Consider the following 14,008-nt stretch of genomic DNA (forward strand, 5'->3'; position numbering starts at 1 on the left):
CCCCACCGCCGAGTGTCGTCAACTGGGTGGGTAGCAGCCCGGCAGCTTTTGCGAGTGTTCGTTTGATATTAGAAGGCGTTCGATTGATCCTCGGCAGGAGCCGCAATGTCCATCGTAGATACCGGGACCGTTGACGCGATGGGCATCGACAAGGTGTCAGGCGACGTCGTTCTGAATATATCCGACCACTTGGACTGGGGCGATGAGGCCAACCACCTCGGGGCGCTGGAAGACAAGGTAAATGCGTATCTTGGTTATCTGGAAAGCGGTCAGCTTGTTGAGGATATGCCTGAAGCTAATGGACGGCGACTAATGATTGCGGTCTATCACCAGTTTGCGCCGACCGAGACTGCCAAGCAGGTATTGGACAGACTTCAGGCCGCTTTGGAATCGCATGGCATTGGTTTCACGTTCGGTTCGCTACCGGCGGGATATTAGCGATCTCGGTAGCCCACTGCTTTGTCGGAATGACCGGCAGCTTTTGGGTCGCCTGCCGACAGTCTGCTTTTTATAAATCTAAGCCTAACCGGAAAGCAGCGACGGCCCGAGCAGCGTCAGCAACTTCACATCGATCGCCACCCCTGCCGCGCGGCGCTCGGCGATGAAGTCGGCTATCGTTCCCATCGGCACGCGATGAACGATGATGTTTTCATCGGCCGTTCCGCCGCCCTCATCCATCCGCGTCAGCCCCTCCGCGCGGATCAGCGTGAAACACTCGCTGACCATGCCGGGCGAGGCGTAGAAGGTTCCCAGCGAGGTGCAGGTCGCGGGACGATAGCCGGTTTCCTCTTCCAGCTCGCGCGCGGCCGACATTTCGGCGGTTTCGCCCGCGTCCTCGTCGCCGATCAGGCCGGCGGGCAGTTCCAGGCAGGCGCGGCCCAGCGGCACACGATATTGCTCGACCAGTATCACATGTCCTTGATCGATCGCGATGATCACCGCCGCTTCGACCCCGCCGACGCGCCCGACATATTCCCAGCGGCCGCGTTTCTTCATTTCGAGAAAGCGGCCCTTCCAGACGGTTTCCTCGATGGCGTCCGCGTCGGTGACGCTCACAATTCGATCAGCCGGTCGGGGAGCTCGTTGACGTCGCTTTCGGTCTTGGGGAAATGTTCGGCGACGATGGCGCCGATCGCGGCCACCGCGGCGGCCATCCCGTCTCCCGGGTGCCCGGCACGAACGCGGTCGATCAGCGCGGCCATCGCCGCGCCCCAGCGTTCGGGCGGGACCTTGGCATGGATCGCTTCGTCCGCGACGATCTCGGCCAGCCGCTCATCGAGCGAGAGGTAGAGCAACACCCCGACCCGCGCGGCCGTGCGGCGTTCGGCCCCGACCTTGAAATATTGGATCGCGCGACGCCGGACGCGGCGCGACCGCACCGCCTTGGGCGTCAGTGCCATCCGCAATGGCGACCAATAGAGCGCGCCCCGGATCAGCAGCAACACGACCGCCTCGACCACCATCAGCGCGAAGAACGACCGGCCCAGGTTGACCCCGCCTTGCCAGCCATTCTGGAACCAGGCGACCTTGTCCTCGATCGCGGTGGGATTGAGCGCGGCGATCCCCGCCACCAGCAGCATCGCGACGATGCCGAGGTTGAGGCCGATATCGTGATAGGGGTCCGATCGCGGCGCCACGATGGTGACGATCTCGGCATCGGTACCGGCCTCGGCGGCGGTGACTGCCTTGGTCACCTGTTCGCGTTCGGCCGGAGTCAGGATCGGTCCGCGCATCACCAGCTCCCCGAGGCGCCACCGCCGCCGAACGACCCGCCGCCGCCCGAAAAGCCGCCGCCACCGCCGCCCCAATCGCTGCCGCCACTGCTCCAGCCGCTCGACGACGACCCGCTGCCCCAGCAGCCGCCGAGGCCGGGGCCCCACAGCACCACCGGCCCGCGGCCGCCGCGATATTTCCGGCCGCGCGCGCCACGAAAGACGATCGGCAGCACGAAGAACAGGATGATGAAGATCCAGAATACCGCCACGAAGCCGTCCGACGACGATCCCGAAGACCCCGCCGCCTGCGGTTGCGCGGCAGCTGCCTTGACCCGCGCCTCGGCGGCTTCGGGCGGCGCCTTCATCTGCTCGGCGATCGCCTGTGCGCCCGCCATGATGCCGCCCGCCATGTCGCCGGCGCGGAATTTGGGCAGGATCTGGTCGTCGATGATCGTCTGCGCCAAGGCATCGGTCATGATCGGCTCGAGCCCGTAGCCGACCTCGATCCGCACTTTGCGCTCATTAGGGGCGACGATCAGGATGATGCCGTTATTGGCGTCCTTCTGTCCGATCCCCCAGGCACGGCCCAGCTTGTAGCCGTAATCCTCGATCGGATAGCCCTGCAGATCGGGGATCGTCGCTACCACGAACTGGCGCTGCGCGACGTTGCCGACATCGGTCGACAGCGCCTCGAGCTGCTGCTTTTGCGCCGGGCTGAGCAGGTTCGCGGCATCGACCACGCGCCCGGACAGCGGCGGGAACGTCTGCGCGCCGGCAAGCTGCGGCACGGCCAGCAGCGTCAGCATCAGCAGCAGCGCCCGAAGAATCCTCATACGGACTCCCCCCGCAGCGGGTGCGATACGGTCACCGCGATCAGTTCGTATTGCCGAAATCGACCGTCGGGTTGGTCTCGGCACCCGGCTGCGCCTGGAACGGGACCATAGGCTTTGCGCCATAGAAGACCTTCGCGCCGATCGCGTCGGGGAAGGTGCGGATGCGCGTGTTATACGCCTGAACCGCGGTGTTGTAGTCGCGGATCGCGATCGTGATGCGGTTGTTGCTGCCCTCGATCTCGGTGATCAGCGAGCGGAAATTCTCCTGGCTCTTGAGATCGGGATAGGCCTCTACCGTCGCCAGCAGCCGGCCGAGCGACGCGCCCAGCTGGTTCTGCGCGGCCTGGAAGCTCGCGATCTTGGCCGGATCGGTCAGGTCGGTCGCGTTAACCTGGACCCGCGTCGCATTGGCGCGGGCGTTGATCACGTCGGTCAGGATCTTGCCTTCGGACGCGGCGCTGCCCTTCACCGTCGCGACGACGTTGGGAATGGTGTCGGCGCGACGCTGATAGGCGGCCTGGACGTCCGCCCAGCGCGCCTTGGCATTTTCCTCGGCGGTGGGAACGGAGTTGATCCCGCAAGCCGACAGCATCGCCATCGCGGCCAGCACGATCATCGCACGAAACTTCATCTAGCTACCCTCCAGTGGCTTGCGTGCGCAATGTAGTGATGCCCGCCGCCGTCGTGAAGCGGATTCGGTTGCGCGGGCGCAACGGGCAGCTTGCATCCATGCCAACCGGCCTTAGGCTGTGCCGGCTTGAGACAGCGAAAGGGGCTTGATCATGTTCAAGGAATTCAAGGCGTTCATTGCCCGCGGCAACGTGCTCGACCTGGCCGTCGCGGTGATCATCGGCGCGGCATTCGGCAAGATCGTCACCTCGCTGACCGACGACCTCATCATGCCGCTGATCGGCAAAATTTTCGGGGGCCTCGATTTCTCGAGCCATTTCATCGTCCTGTCGCCCGAAAAGGTGCCGCCGGCGCTGGCCGGATCGACCGACTATGCCGCGCTGAAGAAAGCCGGTGTCGCGTTGTTCGGCTATGGCGAGTTCATCACCGCCGCGGTCAATTTCCTGATCGTCGCGTTCATTATCTTCCTGCTGGTCCGCGCCGTGAACCGCGTCGCGCCCAAGCCGGAGGAAGCAGCACCTGCGGATCCCGCCGATGTCGTGCTGCTGCGCGAGATCCGCGACGAATTGCGGGCAAGGAAGGGGTGAATATTAGCCCCTCCCCTGAAGGGGAGGGGCTTAGAGTGACGCAGTCTCCGAATCTTACGCCGCCGCGAGATCCTCGCTGACCGCATCGGCCAGGCTGGTACCGTCGAGGATGCGCGCGGTCTCGTCGCGGACGCGCGCCATGGCATGGCGGATCGCGCAGGCGGCCTCATCCTTGCAATCGGCGCAGCGGCGATAAGCGGTGCGGCTGACGCACGGCACCAAGGCCAGCGGACCCTCGATCACGCGGATGATCTCGCCCAGCGAGATCAGATGGGTCGGACGCGACAGGCAGTAACCGCCGGTCTTGCCGCGATGGCTGTGCAGAAAGCCCGCCTCGCGCAGATCGGCCAGGATCAGTTCGAGGAATTTGCGCGGGACATTGGCGTTCTCGGCGATCCGGTTCATCGGGATCGGGGGGCTGCCTGCGGGCGCCTCGGCCAGATAGAGCATCGCGCGAAGCGCGTAACGGGAACGCTGCGTCAACATAATGGGTAACCTTATTACCCAATAATGTGGCGACCGAAAGGCGGAGGTCCGGGAAAACCGTGGTTTTTTGCCGGTTGGCACCCTGCGCCCACACCAGCAACCAAACCCACCACTTTTCTTTAAGCGCGCAGGCCCTATATTGGTCGGGCCGGGCAACCGGCTATGGCGATAAATGATGGCGTGCAATAGACGCAGCGGACCCGGGGGCAGTACCCGGCGGCTCCACCAGAAATGGTGGTGTATCTGGACACCGTTTCTGACGGGGCCGAACCAGGATCGACGTGTGTTGAAAAGCGCCGACGTTCGCTCAGAACGGGCCACTGTGACGGCTCATTACACAAGTGCCAACGATAACGAAGCACTCGCTATTGCGGCGTAACCCCAAGGCCTAACGGCTTAAGGTTACTCTAAAATGCGCGGTTGGACCGCACCGGGCAACAGAAGCGGATTCCAGCGGTACGGGGAGCACCGGGCAACAGAAGCTCCCCACTCTATTCGCCCTATCGTTCTGGTTTGGAGATCGCGCCGCGCCCGCGCGGACCGTGCAGCATTCCTGCACTCGGCGCGTTGCGGACCCGGGCATACCATACCCATTGTTCGATTGCGCTGGTCGGGTTAGGTTCGTCGAAACGGAATCGGAGAGGCTGATATGGCGACACTGGCTCGAGTCGAGGACACCGGCATGGCCCCGGGCGAATGGGAGGCGCGGGTCGACCTCGCCGCCGCGTATCGGCTGGTCGCGCTGTACGGCTGGGACGACCTCATTTTCACCCACCTCTCGGCGCGTGTGCCGGGGCCGGAACATCATTTCCTGATCAACCCCTATGACATGATGTTCGAGGAGATCACGGCGTCGAGCCTGGTCAAGATCGATGTCGAGGGCAATCCGGTCGGCAAGTCGGAGCATCCGGTCAATCCGGCCGGCTTCACCATCCATTCGGCGATCCATATGGCGCGCGACGATGCCGCGGCGGTGATGCATCTCCATACGCCTCACGGCCAGGCGGTGTCGGCGATGGAATTCGGGCTGTTGCCGCACACCCAGACGGCGATGATCGCCAAGCACAATGTCGCGTACCACGATTATGAAGGCATCGCGACCGACCTCGACGAGCGCGAACGGCTGGTCCAGGATCTGGGCGACAAGCATGCGATGATCCTGCGCAACCACGGTACGCTCGCGGTCGGCAAGACCGTCGGCGATTGCTTCCTGCGGCTCTATTTCCTCGAACGCGCGTGCCAGGCACAGGTGATGATGCTGTCGGCGGGCTACGACCATCTCTACAACCCGCCCCAGGGCACCGAGGACAAGGTCAAGGGTCAGACCCCGCCGGCAGGCATGGCGATGGCCGCAGAACGGCTCGCCTGGCCGGCATTGCTGAGGAAGCTCGACCGCATCGACACCAGCTTCCGCGACTGAGCGCAACCGCGCTTGCATCGGCGCCGCCAATCGGCGCAGACCAGCCGGCGTGCCAATCCGCTGGACCGACTATCGATTGATCGCGGCGTTGCTGCTGGCGTTTGCGCTGGTCTGCGCCGCGCAGGCCTATGCCTATGCGCCCGGGCTGATGACCTGGGATTCGATCCGCCAATATGGCCAGGCGCTGAGCGGCGATTTCGACGATTGGCATCCGCCGGCGATGGAATGGCTGTGGCGGCAACTCTTGCCGATCGCCCACGGCCCCGCGCCGATGCTGGCAATCCAGCTCGGCCTGTATTGGTCGGCATTCGCCGGGCTGGTGGTCTGGGCGGTGCGCGCGGGCCGGCGACGGCTCGCCATCGCGTTCGCGATCGCCGCGATCCTGCCGCTCCCGGTCGTGCTGATGGCGGAGATCATCAAGGACAGTTTGATGGCCGCGCTATTGCTCGCGGCGAGCGCGATCCTGGTCGCCATCCCGACCCGCGGCCGGCCCGTCGCGCGGGTGATCGCACTCATCCTGATCGTCTGCGCGGCGACGTTGCGCTTCAACGCCCTGCCCGCCTGCCTGCCGCTCGCGATTGCGCTGCTGCCCGCCTCGTGGCGCGCGACGCGGGTGCGGTTCGGCGCCGCGTTGCTGATCGGCACGGCGATCATCGCTGCCGCGCTGCCGCTCGCCAACCGCGCGGTCGGCGCCAAGCCGAGCGGCGTCGGGCTGTCGCTCGTCATCTTCGATCTCGGCGGCATCACCCGGTTCAGTGGGGTCGACGCCTTTCCCGCGGACGACGATGTCGACGATCCGATCGCGGTCAATCGTCATTGCTACAAGCCCGAACGCTGGGATTCCTATAGCTGGTGGGTGCCCGATCCGTGCCCGCTGGGGTTCGACGCGATGGACGATCTGTTCAAGCAGAGCGGCGAGAGCCCGTACCGCCACTGGCTCGGCGCGGTGCTGGCGCATCCGGTCGCTTATGCCGAGCATCGCCTGACCCATTTCAACATCAACATCCGCTTCCTCGTCCATGACGAGGTCGAACGTCCGGTCATGGGCCGGATCCCGCCCAATGACTGGAGTTTCCACCTCACGCCCAATCCCGCGCTGACCTGGCTCGACCGCGGCGCGCGCTGGTCGGCGCATACGCCCTTGGGTTGGCCGGTCTGGTGGATGGCGCTGGCGATCGGTCTGCTCGTCGTCGCGCCCGGCCTGCCGTCGCGGCGGCTGGTCATCCCGATGGCACTGTCGGGTTTGCTCTATGGCCTCGGCTATCTGCCCGCGAGCGTGGCGTGCGAGCTGCGCTACCACCTCTGGACGATGCTGGCGGTGCTGATCGCCGCGCTGATCGCGGGCGCGGACATGGCTGGAGGCGCATGGCCGAACCGCCATCGCCTACTCATCGCGATCGCGCCGGTCGCGCTCGTCTCGATCCTGTGCGTGATCTCGCGCCTCACCTGAGACGGTGCCCCGTTTTTCGCTCGGCGCAGCCGAGTGGGAAGGTGAGGGCCGCTATGACGTGAAACGCCTAAGGCTATTAATTGCTTCTGAAAACACCGCGGAACCGTCCAAGACGAGTTAGCACGCACCTCGTCATTTCTGTTTCGCAAACGCGATTGCAAAGGCGCTGATCGCTCCGAGGAAAAATGCGGCTGGCGTCGCGAATAGAAATAGCACTTCGCCTATCATCTGCATCCCATCGAGCCGACAGGGCCCCTCAGACGGGCATCGCGACTGGTTGACGTGCGCCAATCCCCAAAGAACGAGCCATGGGAGCGCTGAGTAACAACCCGCAGCCCCCATCAACACGACGACGTTGCTCCTTTTGCCAATTCTACTCGTATAAACGAGGAGCGCTATCGCGAAGCAGATAAGCGCCAGAGGCATCAAAAGGATGATATAGATCATATATCACATTCCGGCGGCCAAGTTGTAAACGTCGGGTGTAGATCAGCAAAGCACCGTCGTGTCGGAGCGGACTGAAATAGTCCATCCCAACGGCAAAGCGGCCCGGGATTGCTCCCGAGCCGCTTCATCCTCCCCGGCTTTCCCGGTGTTATGCCTTTTGTCGTCCTATCGCCTCTGCGGAAAAGCGGTAGCCGCTTTTTCGCGCGAAGCTTTAGTCGTCATTGCGCTCGGTCAGGAAAGCGGGCGCGAACTCGGGCTCGGGGCCTTCGTCCTTGCCGCCTTCGCTGCGCTCGCGGCGCGGGCCGCGGTCGCCGCCGCGATCGCCACGGTCGCGGCGCGGGCCGCGATCACGGTCGCCGTCGCGGCGGGGACCACGGTCACCGCCACGATCGCCGCCGCCGCTGCGCGGACCACGGTCACGGCCGCCTTCGCGCGGTTCGCGCGGCGGACGCGTGTCCTCCAGCTCTTCGCCGGTTTCCTGGTCGACGACGCGCATCGACAGGCGAACCTTGCCGCGCGGATCGATCTCGAGGACCTTGACCTTCACTTCCTGGCCTTCCGACACGACGTCGGTCGGCTTCTCGACCCGCTCGTTCTTCATTTCCGACACGTGGACGAGACCGTCCTTGCCGCCCATGAAGTTCACGAATGCGCCGAAGTCGACGATGTTGACGACCTTGCCGTTATAGATCTTGCCGACCTCGGGCTCCTCGACGATGCCCTTGATCCAGTTGATCGCGGCCTCGATCTGGCTGACGTCGGACGACGACACCTTGATCACGCCTTCATCGTCGATGTCGACCTTGGCGCCGGTGGTGGCGACGATCTCGCGTATCACCTTGCCGCCGGTGCCGATGACGTCACGGATCTTGGTCTTGTCGATCGTGAAGGTCTCGATCCGCGGCGCGTGCGCCGACAGTTCCGAGCGGGTGTGGTCGAGCGCCTTGTTCATCTCACCGAGGATGTGCGCACGGCCTTCCTTGGCCTGGTTCAGCGCGGCCTCGAAGATCTCGCGCGTGATGCCCGCGATCTTGATGTCCATCTGCATCGTGGTGATGCCTTCGGACGTGCCCGCGACCTTGAAGTCCATGTCGCCGAGGTGATCCTCGTCGCCCAGGATGTCGGACAGGATCGCGAAGTCCTTGCCCTCGAGGATCAGGCCCATCGCGATGCCCGAGACCGGGCGCTTGATCGGCACGCCGGCGTCCATCATCGCGAGTGACCCGCCGCACACCGACGCCATCGACGACGAGCCGTTCGACTCGGTGATGTCGCTGGTCAGGCGGATCGTGTAGGGGAATTCTTCCTTCGTCGGCAGCACCGGGTGCAGCGCACGCCACGCCAGCTTGCCATGACCGACTTCGCGACGGCCCGGCGCGCCGAAGCGGCCGACTTCACCGACCGAATAGGGCGGGAAGTTATAGTGCAGCATGAAGTTCTGGTAGCTGAGGCCGTTCAGGCCATCGACCATCTGCTCGGCATCCTTGGTGCCCAGGGTGCAGGTGGCGATAGTCTGGGTCTCGCCGCGGGTGAACAGGGTCGAGCCGTGCGCGCGCGGCAGGAAGTGCGTTTCCGCCTGGATCGGACGGATCTGCGTGGTGGTGCGGCCGTCGATTCGGGTGCCGTCCTTCAGGATGGCGCCGCGGACGATTTCCGCTTCCAGCTTCTTGGTCAGCTTGATGCCGGCCATGACTTCCTGCGGGGCGAGGCCGTCGGCGGTGAACTGCGCCTTGGCCTTGGCCCGCGCCTCGTTGAGCGCGTTCGAGCGCGCCGACTTGTCGGTCAGCTTGTAGGCGGCGGCGATGTCGGCGCCGATCAGTTTCTTGAGCTTGTCCTTGATCGCGGCATTGTCGTCCGACGACGCCATTTCCCACGGATCCTTGGCGGCCTGCTCGGCGAGCTTGACGATCGCCTTGACGACTTCGCGGCAGGCGTCGTGCGCGAACATGACGGCGCCCAGCATGACCTCTTCCGACAGCTCCTTGGCTTCGGATTCGACCATCATCACGGCGTCGTAGGTGGCGGCGACGACCAGGTCGAGCTCGCCTTCGGCAACCTGCGCATCGGTCGGGTTGAGGATGTATTCGCCGTTCAGGTAACCGACGCGTGCGGCGCCGATCGGGCCCATGAAGGGCACGCCCGAGATGGTGAGCGCGGCCGACGCGGCGACCATCGCCAGGATGTCGGGCTCGTTCTCGCCGTCATAGCTCAGCACCTGAGCGATGGCGTTGATCTCGTTGTAGAAACCTTCCGGGAACAGCGGGCGGATCGGGCGGTCGATGAGACGCGAGACCAGGGTCTCCTTCTCGGTCGCGCCGCGCTCGCGCTTGAAGAAGCCGCCCGGGATGCGGCCGGCGGCCGAATATTTTTCCTGATAGTGGACGGTGAGCGGGAAGAAGTCCTGCCCTTCCTTGACCGACTTGGCGGCAGTCACCGCGCACAACACGACGGTTTCGCCGAGCGTCGCCATGATGGCGCCGTCAGCCTGGCGGGCAACCTTGCCCGTTTCGAGTGTGAGGGTCTTTCCGCCCCACTCGATGCTTACTTTCTTGGTATCGAACATTTTATTTCCTTCACTCCCGTCGCCCAATGCGACGGGGGCCTTTGAGAAGAGCCGTTTTTGGCTCCTGGAGGATTGACCGGATTGTCGCTCCTCCAACGCTTCCCCGGCGAAGGCCGGGGCCCAGTTTCACAGCGCTGGACGGTGCTACCGCACCTAAGTTCGCTGGATCCCGGCCTGCGCCGGGATGACAAAAGGGCGACCCTAGGGCCGCCCTTTCGTCACTTGCGAAGACCGAGCTTCGCGATGAGAGCGAGATAGCGATCGCCATCCGACTTGCGCAGATAATCGAGAAGCGAGCGACGCTTGTTGACCATCATCAACAGACCGCGGCGCGAGTGATTGTCCTTCGCATGGGTCTTGAAATGCTCGGTGAGCGTCTTGATGCGGTCGGTCAGGATCGCGACCTGGACCTCGGGGCTGCCGGTGTCGCCTTCGGCGCGGGCATGTTCCTTGATCAGCGCTTCCTTGCGCTCGGGAGTAATCGACATTCTGTTTCCTTCGACATCGCGGACTATAGGTTGAAACCGCGGACGACACGGGCTTCCCCGCTTTCGACTTCCACCAACGCCACCGGGGTTTCGCCCAGCATTGCGAAGTGGAGGCCCCCTTTGGAATGGGCGTCTTCGGCAATCCCGGCCAGAACGCGCCCCTGTCGGAGCGCTCCTGCCTGGTCGGGGTTGAGGGAGAGAGCCGGGATGTCGTCCAGCCCCGCCCTCAATGGCAGGAGAATCTGTTCAAGGTCGTGGCGCTTAGCGGATTCGGCCAATTTGTCCAGCGATATCGCGTGGGACAGGTCGAACGGGCCGGCCTTGATCCGACGGAGATATGTGACGTGGCCGACTGTGCCAAGGGCAAGCGCGATGTCGCGGGCGAGGCTGCGGATATACGTGCCCTTGGAGACATGGGCGGTCAGGGTGATTTCGTCCAAATCCTCCCCATCGGAGATGGGGAGGGGGACCGACGACCGCAGGTCGGCGGTGGAGGGGAATGGCGACTCAATTTCCCCTCCACCATCGCTTCGCGATGGTCCCCCTCCCCACGCTTCGCGTAGGGAGGATTTAAGAGAAAACACCGTCACTGCCCGCGTCGCGAGCACGACCTCTTCCCCGGCCCGCGCCAGATCATATGCCCGCTCGCCGTCGACCTTCAGCGCCGAATAAGCCGGCGGCACCTGCTCGATCGGTCCGGTGAAGCGCGGCAGTACCGCCTCGACAGCGGCAAACGTCGGCCGCACGTCGCTGCTCGCGACCACCTCGCCTTCGGCATCGAGCGTGCTGGTCTGCGTACCGAACCCGATGGTGAACTCATAAATCTTGTCGCTGTCGAGCATCCGCCCGGCGAGCTTGGTCGCCTCGCCGATCGCGACCGGCAGCACGCCCGAAGCGAGCGGATCGAGTGTGCCGCCATGCCCGACCTTGACCTTGCCATAGCCGCCCTCACGCAGGGCGCGCTTGACCGCGCTCACCGCCTGGGTCGAGCCGAGGCCGAGCGGTTTGTCGAGAATGATCCAGCCGTGCATCCGCGCGCCCTAGCGTGCGAATGGCTTGCGGTCAGCCCCGCTTCTTGGCCTTATTCGCCTTGGGTGGCGGGCCGTTGCTCGCGACCAGACTGTTGATCGGGCAACGCTCGCGGTCGACGAGCAAGGTGCCGGTGCGGTCGAGCTGGGTGCCACCGAACCGCGTATCGACGCCGATCCGGACGGCAAAGGGAAGGCCCGTGCACGGTCCAATCACCGTCGCATAATACCAGCGCCGTTGCTGGTCCTGCAGCCAGACGCCGCGGTCGCCATCGGCTTCGAAATTGTAGAGTCCGATCGTACCGATGAACGGAATGCTGGTTTCCTTGCCGAGCTTGTCGGCGGGCCAGGCTGGGGCCTGTTGCCGGGCAGCGGCTGGGATCGCGGCGCCGGCGAGGTTCCCCGCCGCAAGCGCTGTGATCAATAGGGTACGGATCATGTGCGTGCCTTTCGACTCCAGGACGAAACGAATGATCGTCACCCTTGACCGTGCCACGTCGGGCCTGAATTCAGCCTGAAGGCACTCTCATGAAAAGCGCGAGCAGCGAAGCGACGACATGGTCCGCGATCGGTCCGACGACCCGCGCCACGACATCGGCGCGCGGCGCGATCATTGGCAGGATGACCAGCAGAAACAGCATGACCGGAAAGCCGAAGCGGCTGAGCCTGGAATAGTGTGCGGCAAGCGGTCGCGGCAGGATCGCCTCGACGACATGCCCACCGTCGAACGGCGGCACTGGCAGCAAGTTGAAGATCGCCAGGAAGACGTTGATCAGCAGGAAATTGATCAAATTGGCGGCGACGAATCCACCGGCACCCGCCTGGGGCAAGCTCCCCGTCGACCCTACCCAGACACCGAGCCCCGCTGCAGCGATCGTCGCCATGACGAGGTTGATGCCCGGCCCGGCGAGCGCGACCAGCGCCATGTCGCGGCGGGGATGATTGAGCCGCTCGGTCACTACCGGCACCGGCTTCGCCCAGCCGAAGATTGGCGCATTGGCGAGCGCGAGCATCATCGGCACCAGCAGGGTCCCGACCGGATCGACATGGCGGATCGGGTTGAGCGTCAGCCGGCCGCGGTCCGCCGCGGTTCGGTCACCCAGCATGCGCGCGACATAGCCATGCGCGACTTCGTGGAACACGATGGCGATGACCAACGGGATCAGCCAGATCGCGATCCTGTAGAGCGTGTCGTTCATTGCTCGGCCACCTGCCCGGCGGCCTGCCGCGCGGCAACGAAATGCCTGCGGCACAGAGCGACATAGCGGTCGTTACCGCCGATCTCGGTCTGCGCGCCTTCGACCACGGCCCGGCCTTGCTCATCGACGCGCAGGTTCATCGTCGCCTTTCGCCCGCATTCGCATACCGATTTGAGTTCGATCAGCGAATCGGCCAACGCCAGCAGCCGCGCCGAGCCGGGGAACAACTGCCCCTGAAAATCGGTGCGCAGGCCATAGGCGAGTACGGGAATCCCGACCACGTCGGCGAGATGCGCGAGCTGATCGACTTGCGGCGATGTCAGGAATTGCGCCTCGTCGACCAAAACGCAGGCGATCTTCTCATGCGCGTGACGCTCGGCAACGATCGCGGCGATGTCGGTCTTACCCTCGAACGGGATCGCGCTCGCCTCGAGCCCGATCCGCGACGTGATCGTGTCGGCGGCAAAACGGTCGTCGATCGCTGCGGTGAACAGCATCGTCGTCATGCCGCGCTCGCGATAATTGAAATCGGCCTGGAGCAAGGTGGTCGATTTGCCGGCGTTCATCGACGCATAATAGAAATAGAGCTTCGCCATCAGCCGATCTTCGCCGGTCCCTCGGTCAGGACCGCCCAGCCCTTGCCGTTATTGTAGATCGCGATCGTGCGGCGGCTCTTCCCATCGTCCCAGCGGACGAAGGCCATGTTGGCGACGATCATCGGCGAGGTCAGCGTAAGGGTCCTGCCGCAATTCGCCGGCTTGTCCGGTTGGACCGAAGCCGGGAGCGTGATCGCCGGATAGTCTCGGACGCGCGCTTGCGCCCATGCCGCAGCGAGCGTGCTAGCGAGCTGGTCGTCGACCAGTTGGTACATGCCCTGCGCATTGCGCTCAAGATAGGTCCAGGTGACTGGCTTGCCGACGATTGCGGGCGGGATCGGCTCGGGGCCCTTACGCGCGATCGTCTGCGGCGCGACGCAGGCATTGCCCGAATAGCGCGCGGCATAATCCCGCACGACCGCCGCCTCGATCGCGGTCTGGTCGGCCGTCACCGCAGGCGCGGCCGGCGTTCCTCCGGTCGAATGGCAGGCCATGAGGACAAGAGGGGCGAGCGGCAGCAGCCGGCGGAGCATCATGTCACCAAACTAAGCACGCGGCGTGCCGCG

General features: G+C 64.5%; 16 protein-coding genes and 1 other RNA gene. 5 read left to right on the forward strand and 12 right to left on the reverse strand.

Features of this window, described 5'->3' with window-relative positions; genetic code table 11:
- Positions 1 to 105: 105 nt before the first annotated feature.
- Positions 106 to 438 (forward strand): DUF6572 domain-containing protein, encoded by a 333-nt coding sequence (locus tag SPR01S_RS14640; protein ID WP_066590601.1) that lies wholly within the window; start codon positions 106 to 108, stop codon positions 436 to 438.
- Between the two features lie 84 nt (positions 439 to 522).
- On the opposite strand, the gene SPR01S_RS14645 is transcribed toward SPR01S_RS14640, so the two are convergent.
- The 4 genes from SPR01S_RS14645 to SPR01S_RS14660 are packed head-to-tail and all read right to left on the reverse strand — an operon-like array spanning position 523 to position 3,179.
- A complete protein-coding gene (locus tag SPR01S_RS14645; RefSeq protein WP_439646741.1) occupies positions 523 to 1,056 on the reverse strand; it encodes an NUDIX hydrolase in 534 nt (177 codons plus the stop codon).
- The gene (locus SPR01S_RS14650; RefSeq protein WP_066590602.1) at positions 1,053 to 1,733 is read right to left on the reverse strand and encodes a TPM domain-containing protein; all 681 of its coding nucleotides are present in this window, start codon (positions 1,731 to 1,733) and stop codon (positions 1,053 to 1,055) included. Before SPR01S_RS14650 ends, SPR01S_RS14645 begins: the two co-directional genes overlap by 4 nt.
- Positions 1,733 to 2,548: a TPM domain-containing protein gene (locus SPR01S_RS14655; RefSeq protein ID WP_084251210.1), complete on the reverse strand. Its 816-nt coding sequence runs from the start codon at positions 2,546 to 2,548 to the stop codon at positions 1,733 to 1,735. The genes SPR01S_RS14650 and SPR01S_RS14655 overlap by 1 nt, the downstream gene beginning before the upstream one ends.
- Before the next feature lie 40 nt (positions 2,549 to 2,588).
- Positions 2,589 to 3,179 (reverse strand): LemA family protein, encoded by a 591-nt coding sequence (locus tag SPR01S_RS14660; RefSeq protein WP_066590604.1) that lies wholly within the window; start codon positions 3,177 to 3,179, stop codon positions 2,589 to 2,591.
- 151 nt (positions 3,180 to 3,330) lie between these two features.
- Between SPR01S_RS14660 and mscL the strand changes: the two genes are divergently transcribed.
- Positions 3,331 to 3,765 (forward strand): large conductance mechanosensitive channel protein MscL, encoded by a 435-nt coding sequence (gene mscL / locus SPR01S_RS14665; RefSeq protein ID WP_066590606.1) that lies wholly within the window; start codon positions 3,331 to 3,333, stop codon positions 3,763 to 3,765.
- A gap of 54 nt (positions 3,766 to 3,819) precedes the next feature.
- Here mscL and SPR01S_RS14670 read toward each other — a convergent pair whose 3' ends face one another.
- Positions 3,820 to 4,251, reverse strand: coding sequence for an RrF2 family transcriptional regulator (locus SPR01S_RS14670; RefSeq protein WP_066590611.1), 432 nt, complete (start codon positions 4,249 to 4,251; stop codon positions 3,820 to 3,822).
- 109 nt (positions 4,252 to 4,360) lie between these two features.
- Between SPR01S_RS14670 and ssrA the strand changes: the two genes are divergently transcribed.
- The 3 genes from ssrA to SPR01S_RS14685 all read left to right on the forward strand — a co-directional run bounded on the left by ssrA (position 4,361) and on the right by SPR01S_RS14685 (position 7,121).
- Positions 4,361 to 4,703: a transfer-messenger RNA gene (gene ssrA / locus SPR01S_RS14675) on the forward strand.
- A gap of 197 nt (positions 4,704 to 4,900) precedes the next feature.
- Entirely contained in the window at positions 4,901 to 5,671 is a 771-nt protein-coding gene (locus SPR01S_RS14680; RefSeq protein ID WP_066590612.1) for a class II aldolase/adducin family protein, read from the forward strand.
- A 49-nt stretch (positions 5,672 to 5,720) separates the two neighbouring features.
- Positions 5,721 to 7,121 carry a hypothetical protein gene (locus tag SPR01S_RS14685; RefSeq protein ID WP_245662028.1) on the forward strand — a complete coding sequence of 467 codons (1,401 nt, stop codon included), beginning with the start codon at positions 5,721 to 5,723 and terminating at the stop codon, positions 7,119 to 7,121.
- Between the two features lie 658 nt (positions 7,122 to 7,779).
- On the opposite strand, the gene pnp is transcribed toward SPR01S_RS14685, so the two are convergent.
- The 7 genes from pnp to SPR01S_RS14725 form a co-directional block, all read right to left on the reverse strand.
- A complete protein-coding gene (pnp, locus tag SPR01S_RS14695) occupies positions 7,780 to 10,131 on the reverse strand; it encodes a polyribonucleotide nucleotidyltransferase (RefSeq protein ID WP_066590614.1) in 2,352 nt (783 codons plus the stop codon).
- 218 nt (positions 10,132 to 10,349) lie between these two features.
- Positions 10,350 to 10,619: a 30S ribosomal protein S15 gene (gene rpsO, locus SPR01S_RS14700; RefSeq protein ID WP_066590615.1), complete on the reverse strand. Its 270-nt coding sequence runs from the start codon at positions 10,617 to 10,619 to the stop codon at positions 10,350 to 10,352.
- Between the two features lie 23 nt (positions 10,620 to 10,642).
- Positions 10,643 to 11,650 (reverse strand): tRNA pseudouridine(55) synthase TruB, encoded by a 1,008-nt coding sequence (gene truB / locus SPR01S_RS14705; protein ID WP_066590617.1) that lies wholly within the window; start codon positions 11,648 to 11,650, stop codon positions 10,643 to 10,645.
- A gap of 31 nt (positions 11,651 to 11,681) precedes the next feature.
- Positions 11,682 to 12,086, reverse strand: a complete 405-nt coding sequence (locus SPR01S_RS14710) for a DUF6491 family protein (RefSeq protein ID WP_157082275.1) — start codon at positions 12,084 to 12,086, stop codon at positions 11,682 to 11,684.
- Between the two features lie 70 nt (positions 12,087 to 12,156).
- On the reverse strand, positions 12,157 to 12,846 hold the full coding sequence (locus SPR01S_RS14715; RefSeq protein WP_066590621.1) for a site-2 protease family protein: 690 nt from the start codon (positions 12,844 to 12,846) through the stop codon (positions 12,157 to 12,159).
- Complete coding sequence (locus SPR01S_RS14720) at positions 12,843 to 13,442, reverse strand: thymidine kinase (protein ID WP_066590623.1); 600 nt, start codon at positions 13,440 to 13,442, stop codon at positions 12,843 to 12,845. The genes SPR01S_RS14715 and SPR01S_RS14720 overlap by 4 nt, the downstream gene beginning before the upstream one ends.
- The gene (locus SPR01S_RS14725) at positions 13,442 to 13,975 is read right to left on the reverse strand and encodes a hypothetical protein (RefSeq protein ID WP_169803440.1); all 534 of its coding nucleotides are present in this window, start codon (positions 13,973 to 13,975) and stop codon (positions 13,442 to 13,444) included. The genes SPR01S_RS14720 and SPR01S_RS14725 overlap by 1 nt, the downstream gene beginning before the upstream one ends.
- Positions 13,976 to 14,008 lie beyond the last annotated feature (33 nt).

This window comes from Sphingomonas pruni NBRC 15498, from assembly GCF_001598455.1.
In the GTDB taxonomy this organism is placed as follows: domain Bacteria; phylum Pseudomonadota; class Alphaproteobacteria; order Sphingomonadales; family Sphingomonadaceae; genus Sphingomonas; species Sphingomonas pruni.

Excerpts from the sequence above, each read along its gene's own strand:
- SPR01S_RS14640 (WP_066590601.1), top strand. The coding sequence starts at position 106 with ATGTCCATCGTAGATACCGGGACCGTTGACGCGATGGGCATCGACAAG.
- SPR01S_RS14650 (WP_066590602.1), bottom strand. The coding sequence starts at position 1,733 with ATGCGCGGACCGATCCTGACTCCGGCCGAACGCGAACAGGTGACCAAG.
- SPR01S_RS14655 (WP_084251210.1), bottom strand. The coding sequence starts at position 2,548 with ATGAGGATTCTTCGGGCGCTGCTGCTGATGCTGACGCTGCTGGCCGTG.
- SPR01S_RS14660 (WP_066590604.1), bottom strand. The coding sequence starts at position 3,179 with ATGAAGTTTCGTGCGATGATCGTGCTGGCCGCGATGGCGATGCTGTCG.
- mscL (WP_066590606.1), top strand. The coding sequence starts at position 3,331 with ATGTTCAAGGAATTCAAGGCGTTCATTGCCCGCGGCAACGTGCTCGAC.
- SPR01S_RS14670 (WP_066590611.1), bottom strand. The coding sequence starts at position 4,251 with ATGTTGACGCAGCGTTCCCGTTACGCGCTTCGCGCGATGCTCTATCTG.
- SPR01S_RS14680 (WP_066590612.1), top strand. The coding sequence starts at position 4,901 with ATGGCGACACTGGCTCGAGTCGAGGACACCGGCATGGCCCCGGGCGAA.
- pnp (WP_066590614.1), bottom strand. The coding sequence starts at position 10,131 with ATGTTCGATACCAAGAAAGTAAGCATCGAGTGGGGCGGAAAGACCCTC.
- rpsO (WP_066590615.1), bottom strand. The coding sequence starts at position 10,619 with ATGTCGATTACTCCCGAGCGCAAGGAAGCGCTGATCAAGGAACATGCC.
- truB (WP_066590617.1), bottom strand. The coding sequence starts at position 11,650 with ATGCACGGCTGGATCATTCTCGACAAACCGCTCGGCCTCGGCTCGACC.
- SPR01S_RS14710 (WP_157082275.1), bottom strand. The coding sequence starts at position 12,086 with ATGATCCGTACCCTATTGATCACAGCGCTTGCGGCGGGGAACCTCGCC.
- SPR01S_RS14715 (WP_066590621.1), bottom strand. The coding sequence starts at position 12,846 with ATGAACGACACGCTCTACAGGATCGCGATCTGGCTGATCCCGTTGGTC.
- SPR01S_RS14720 (WP_066590623.1), bottom strand. The coding sequence starts at position 13,442 with ATGGCGAAGCTCTATTTCTATTATGCGTCGATGAACGCCGGCAAATCG.
- SPR01S_RS14725 (WP_169803440.1), bottom strand. The coding sequence starts at position 13,975 with ATGCTCCGCCGGCTGCTGCCGCTCGCCCCTCTTGTCCTCATGGCCTGC.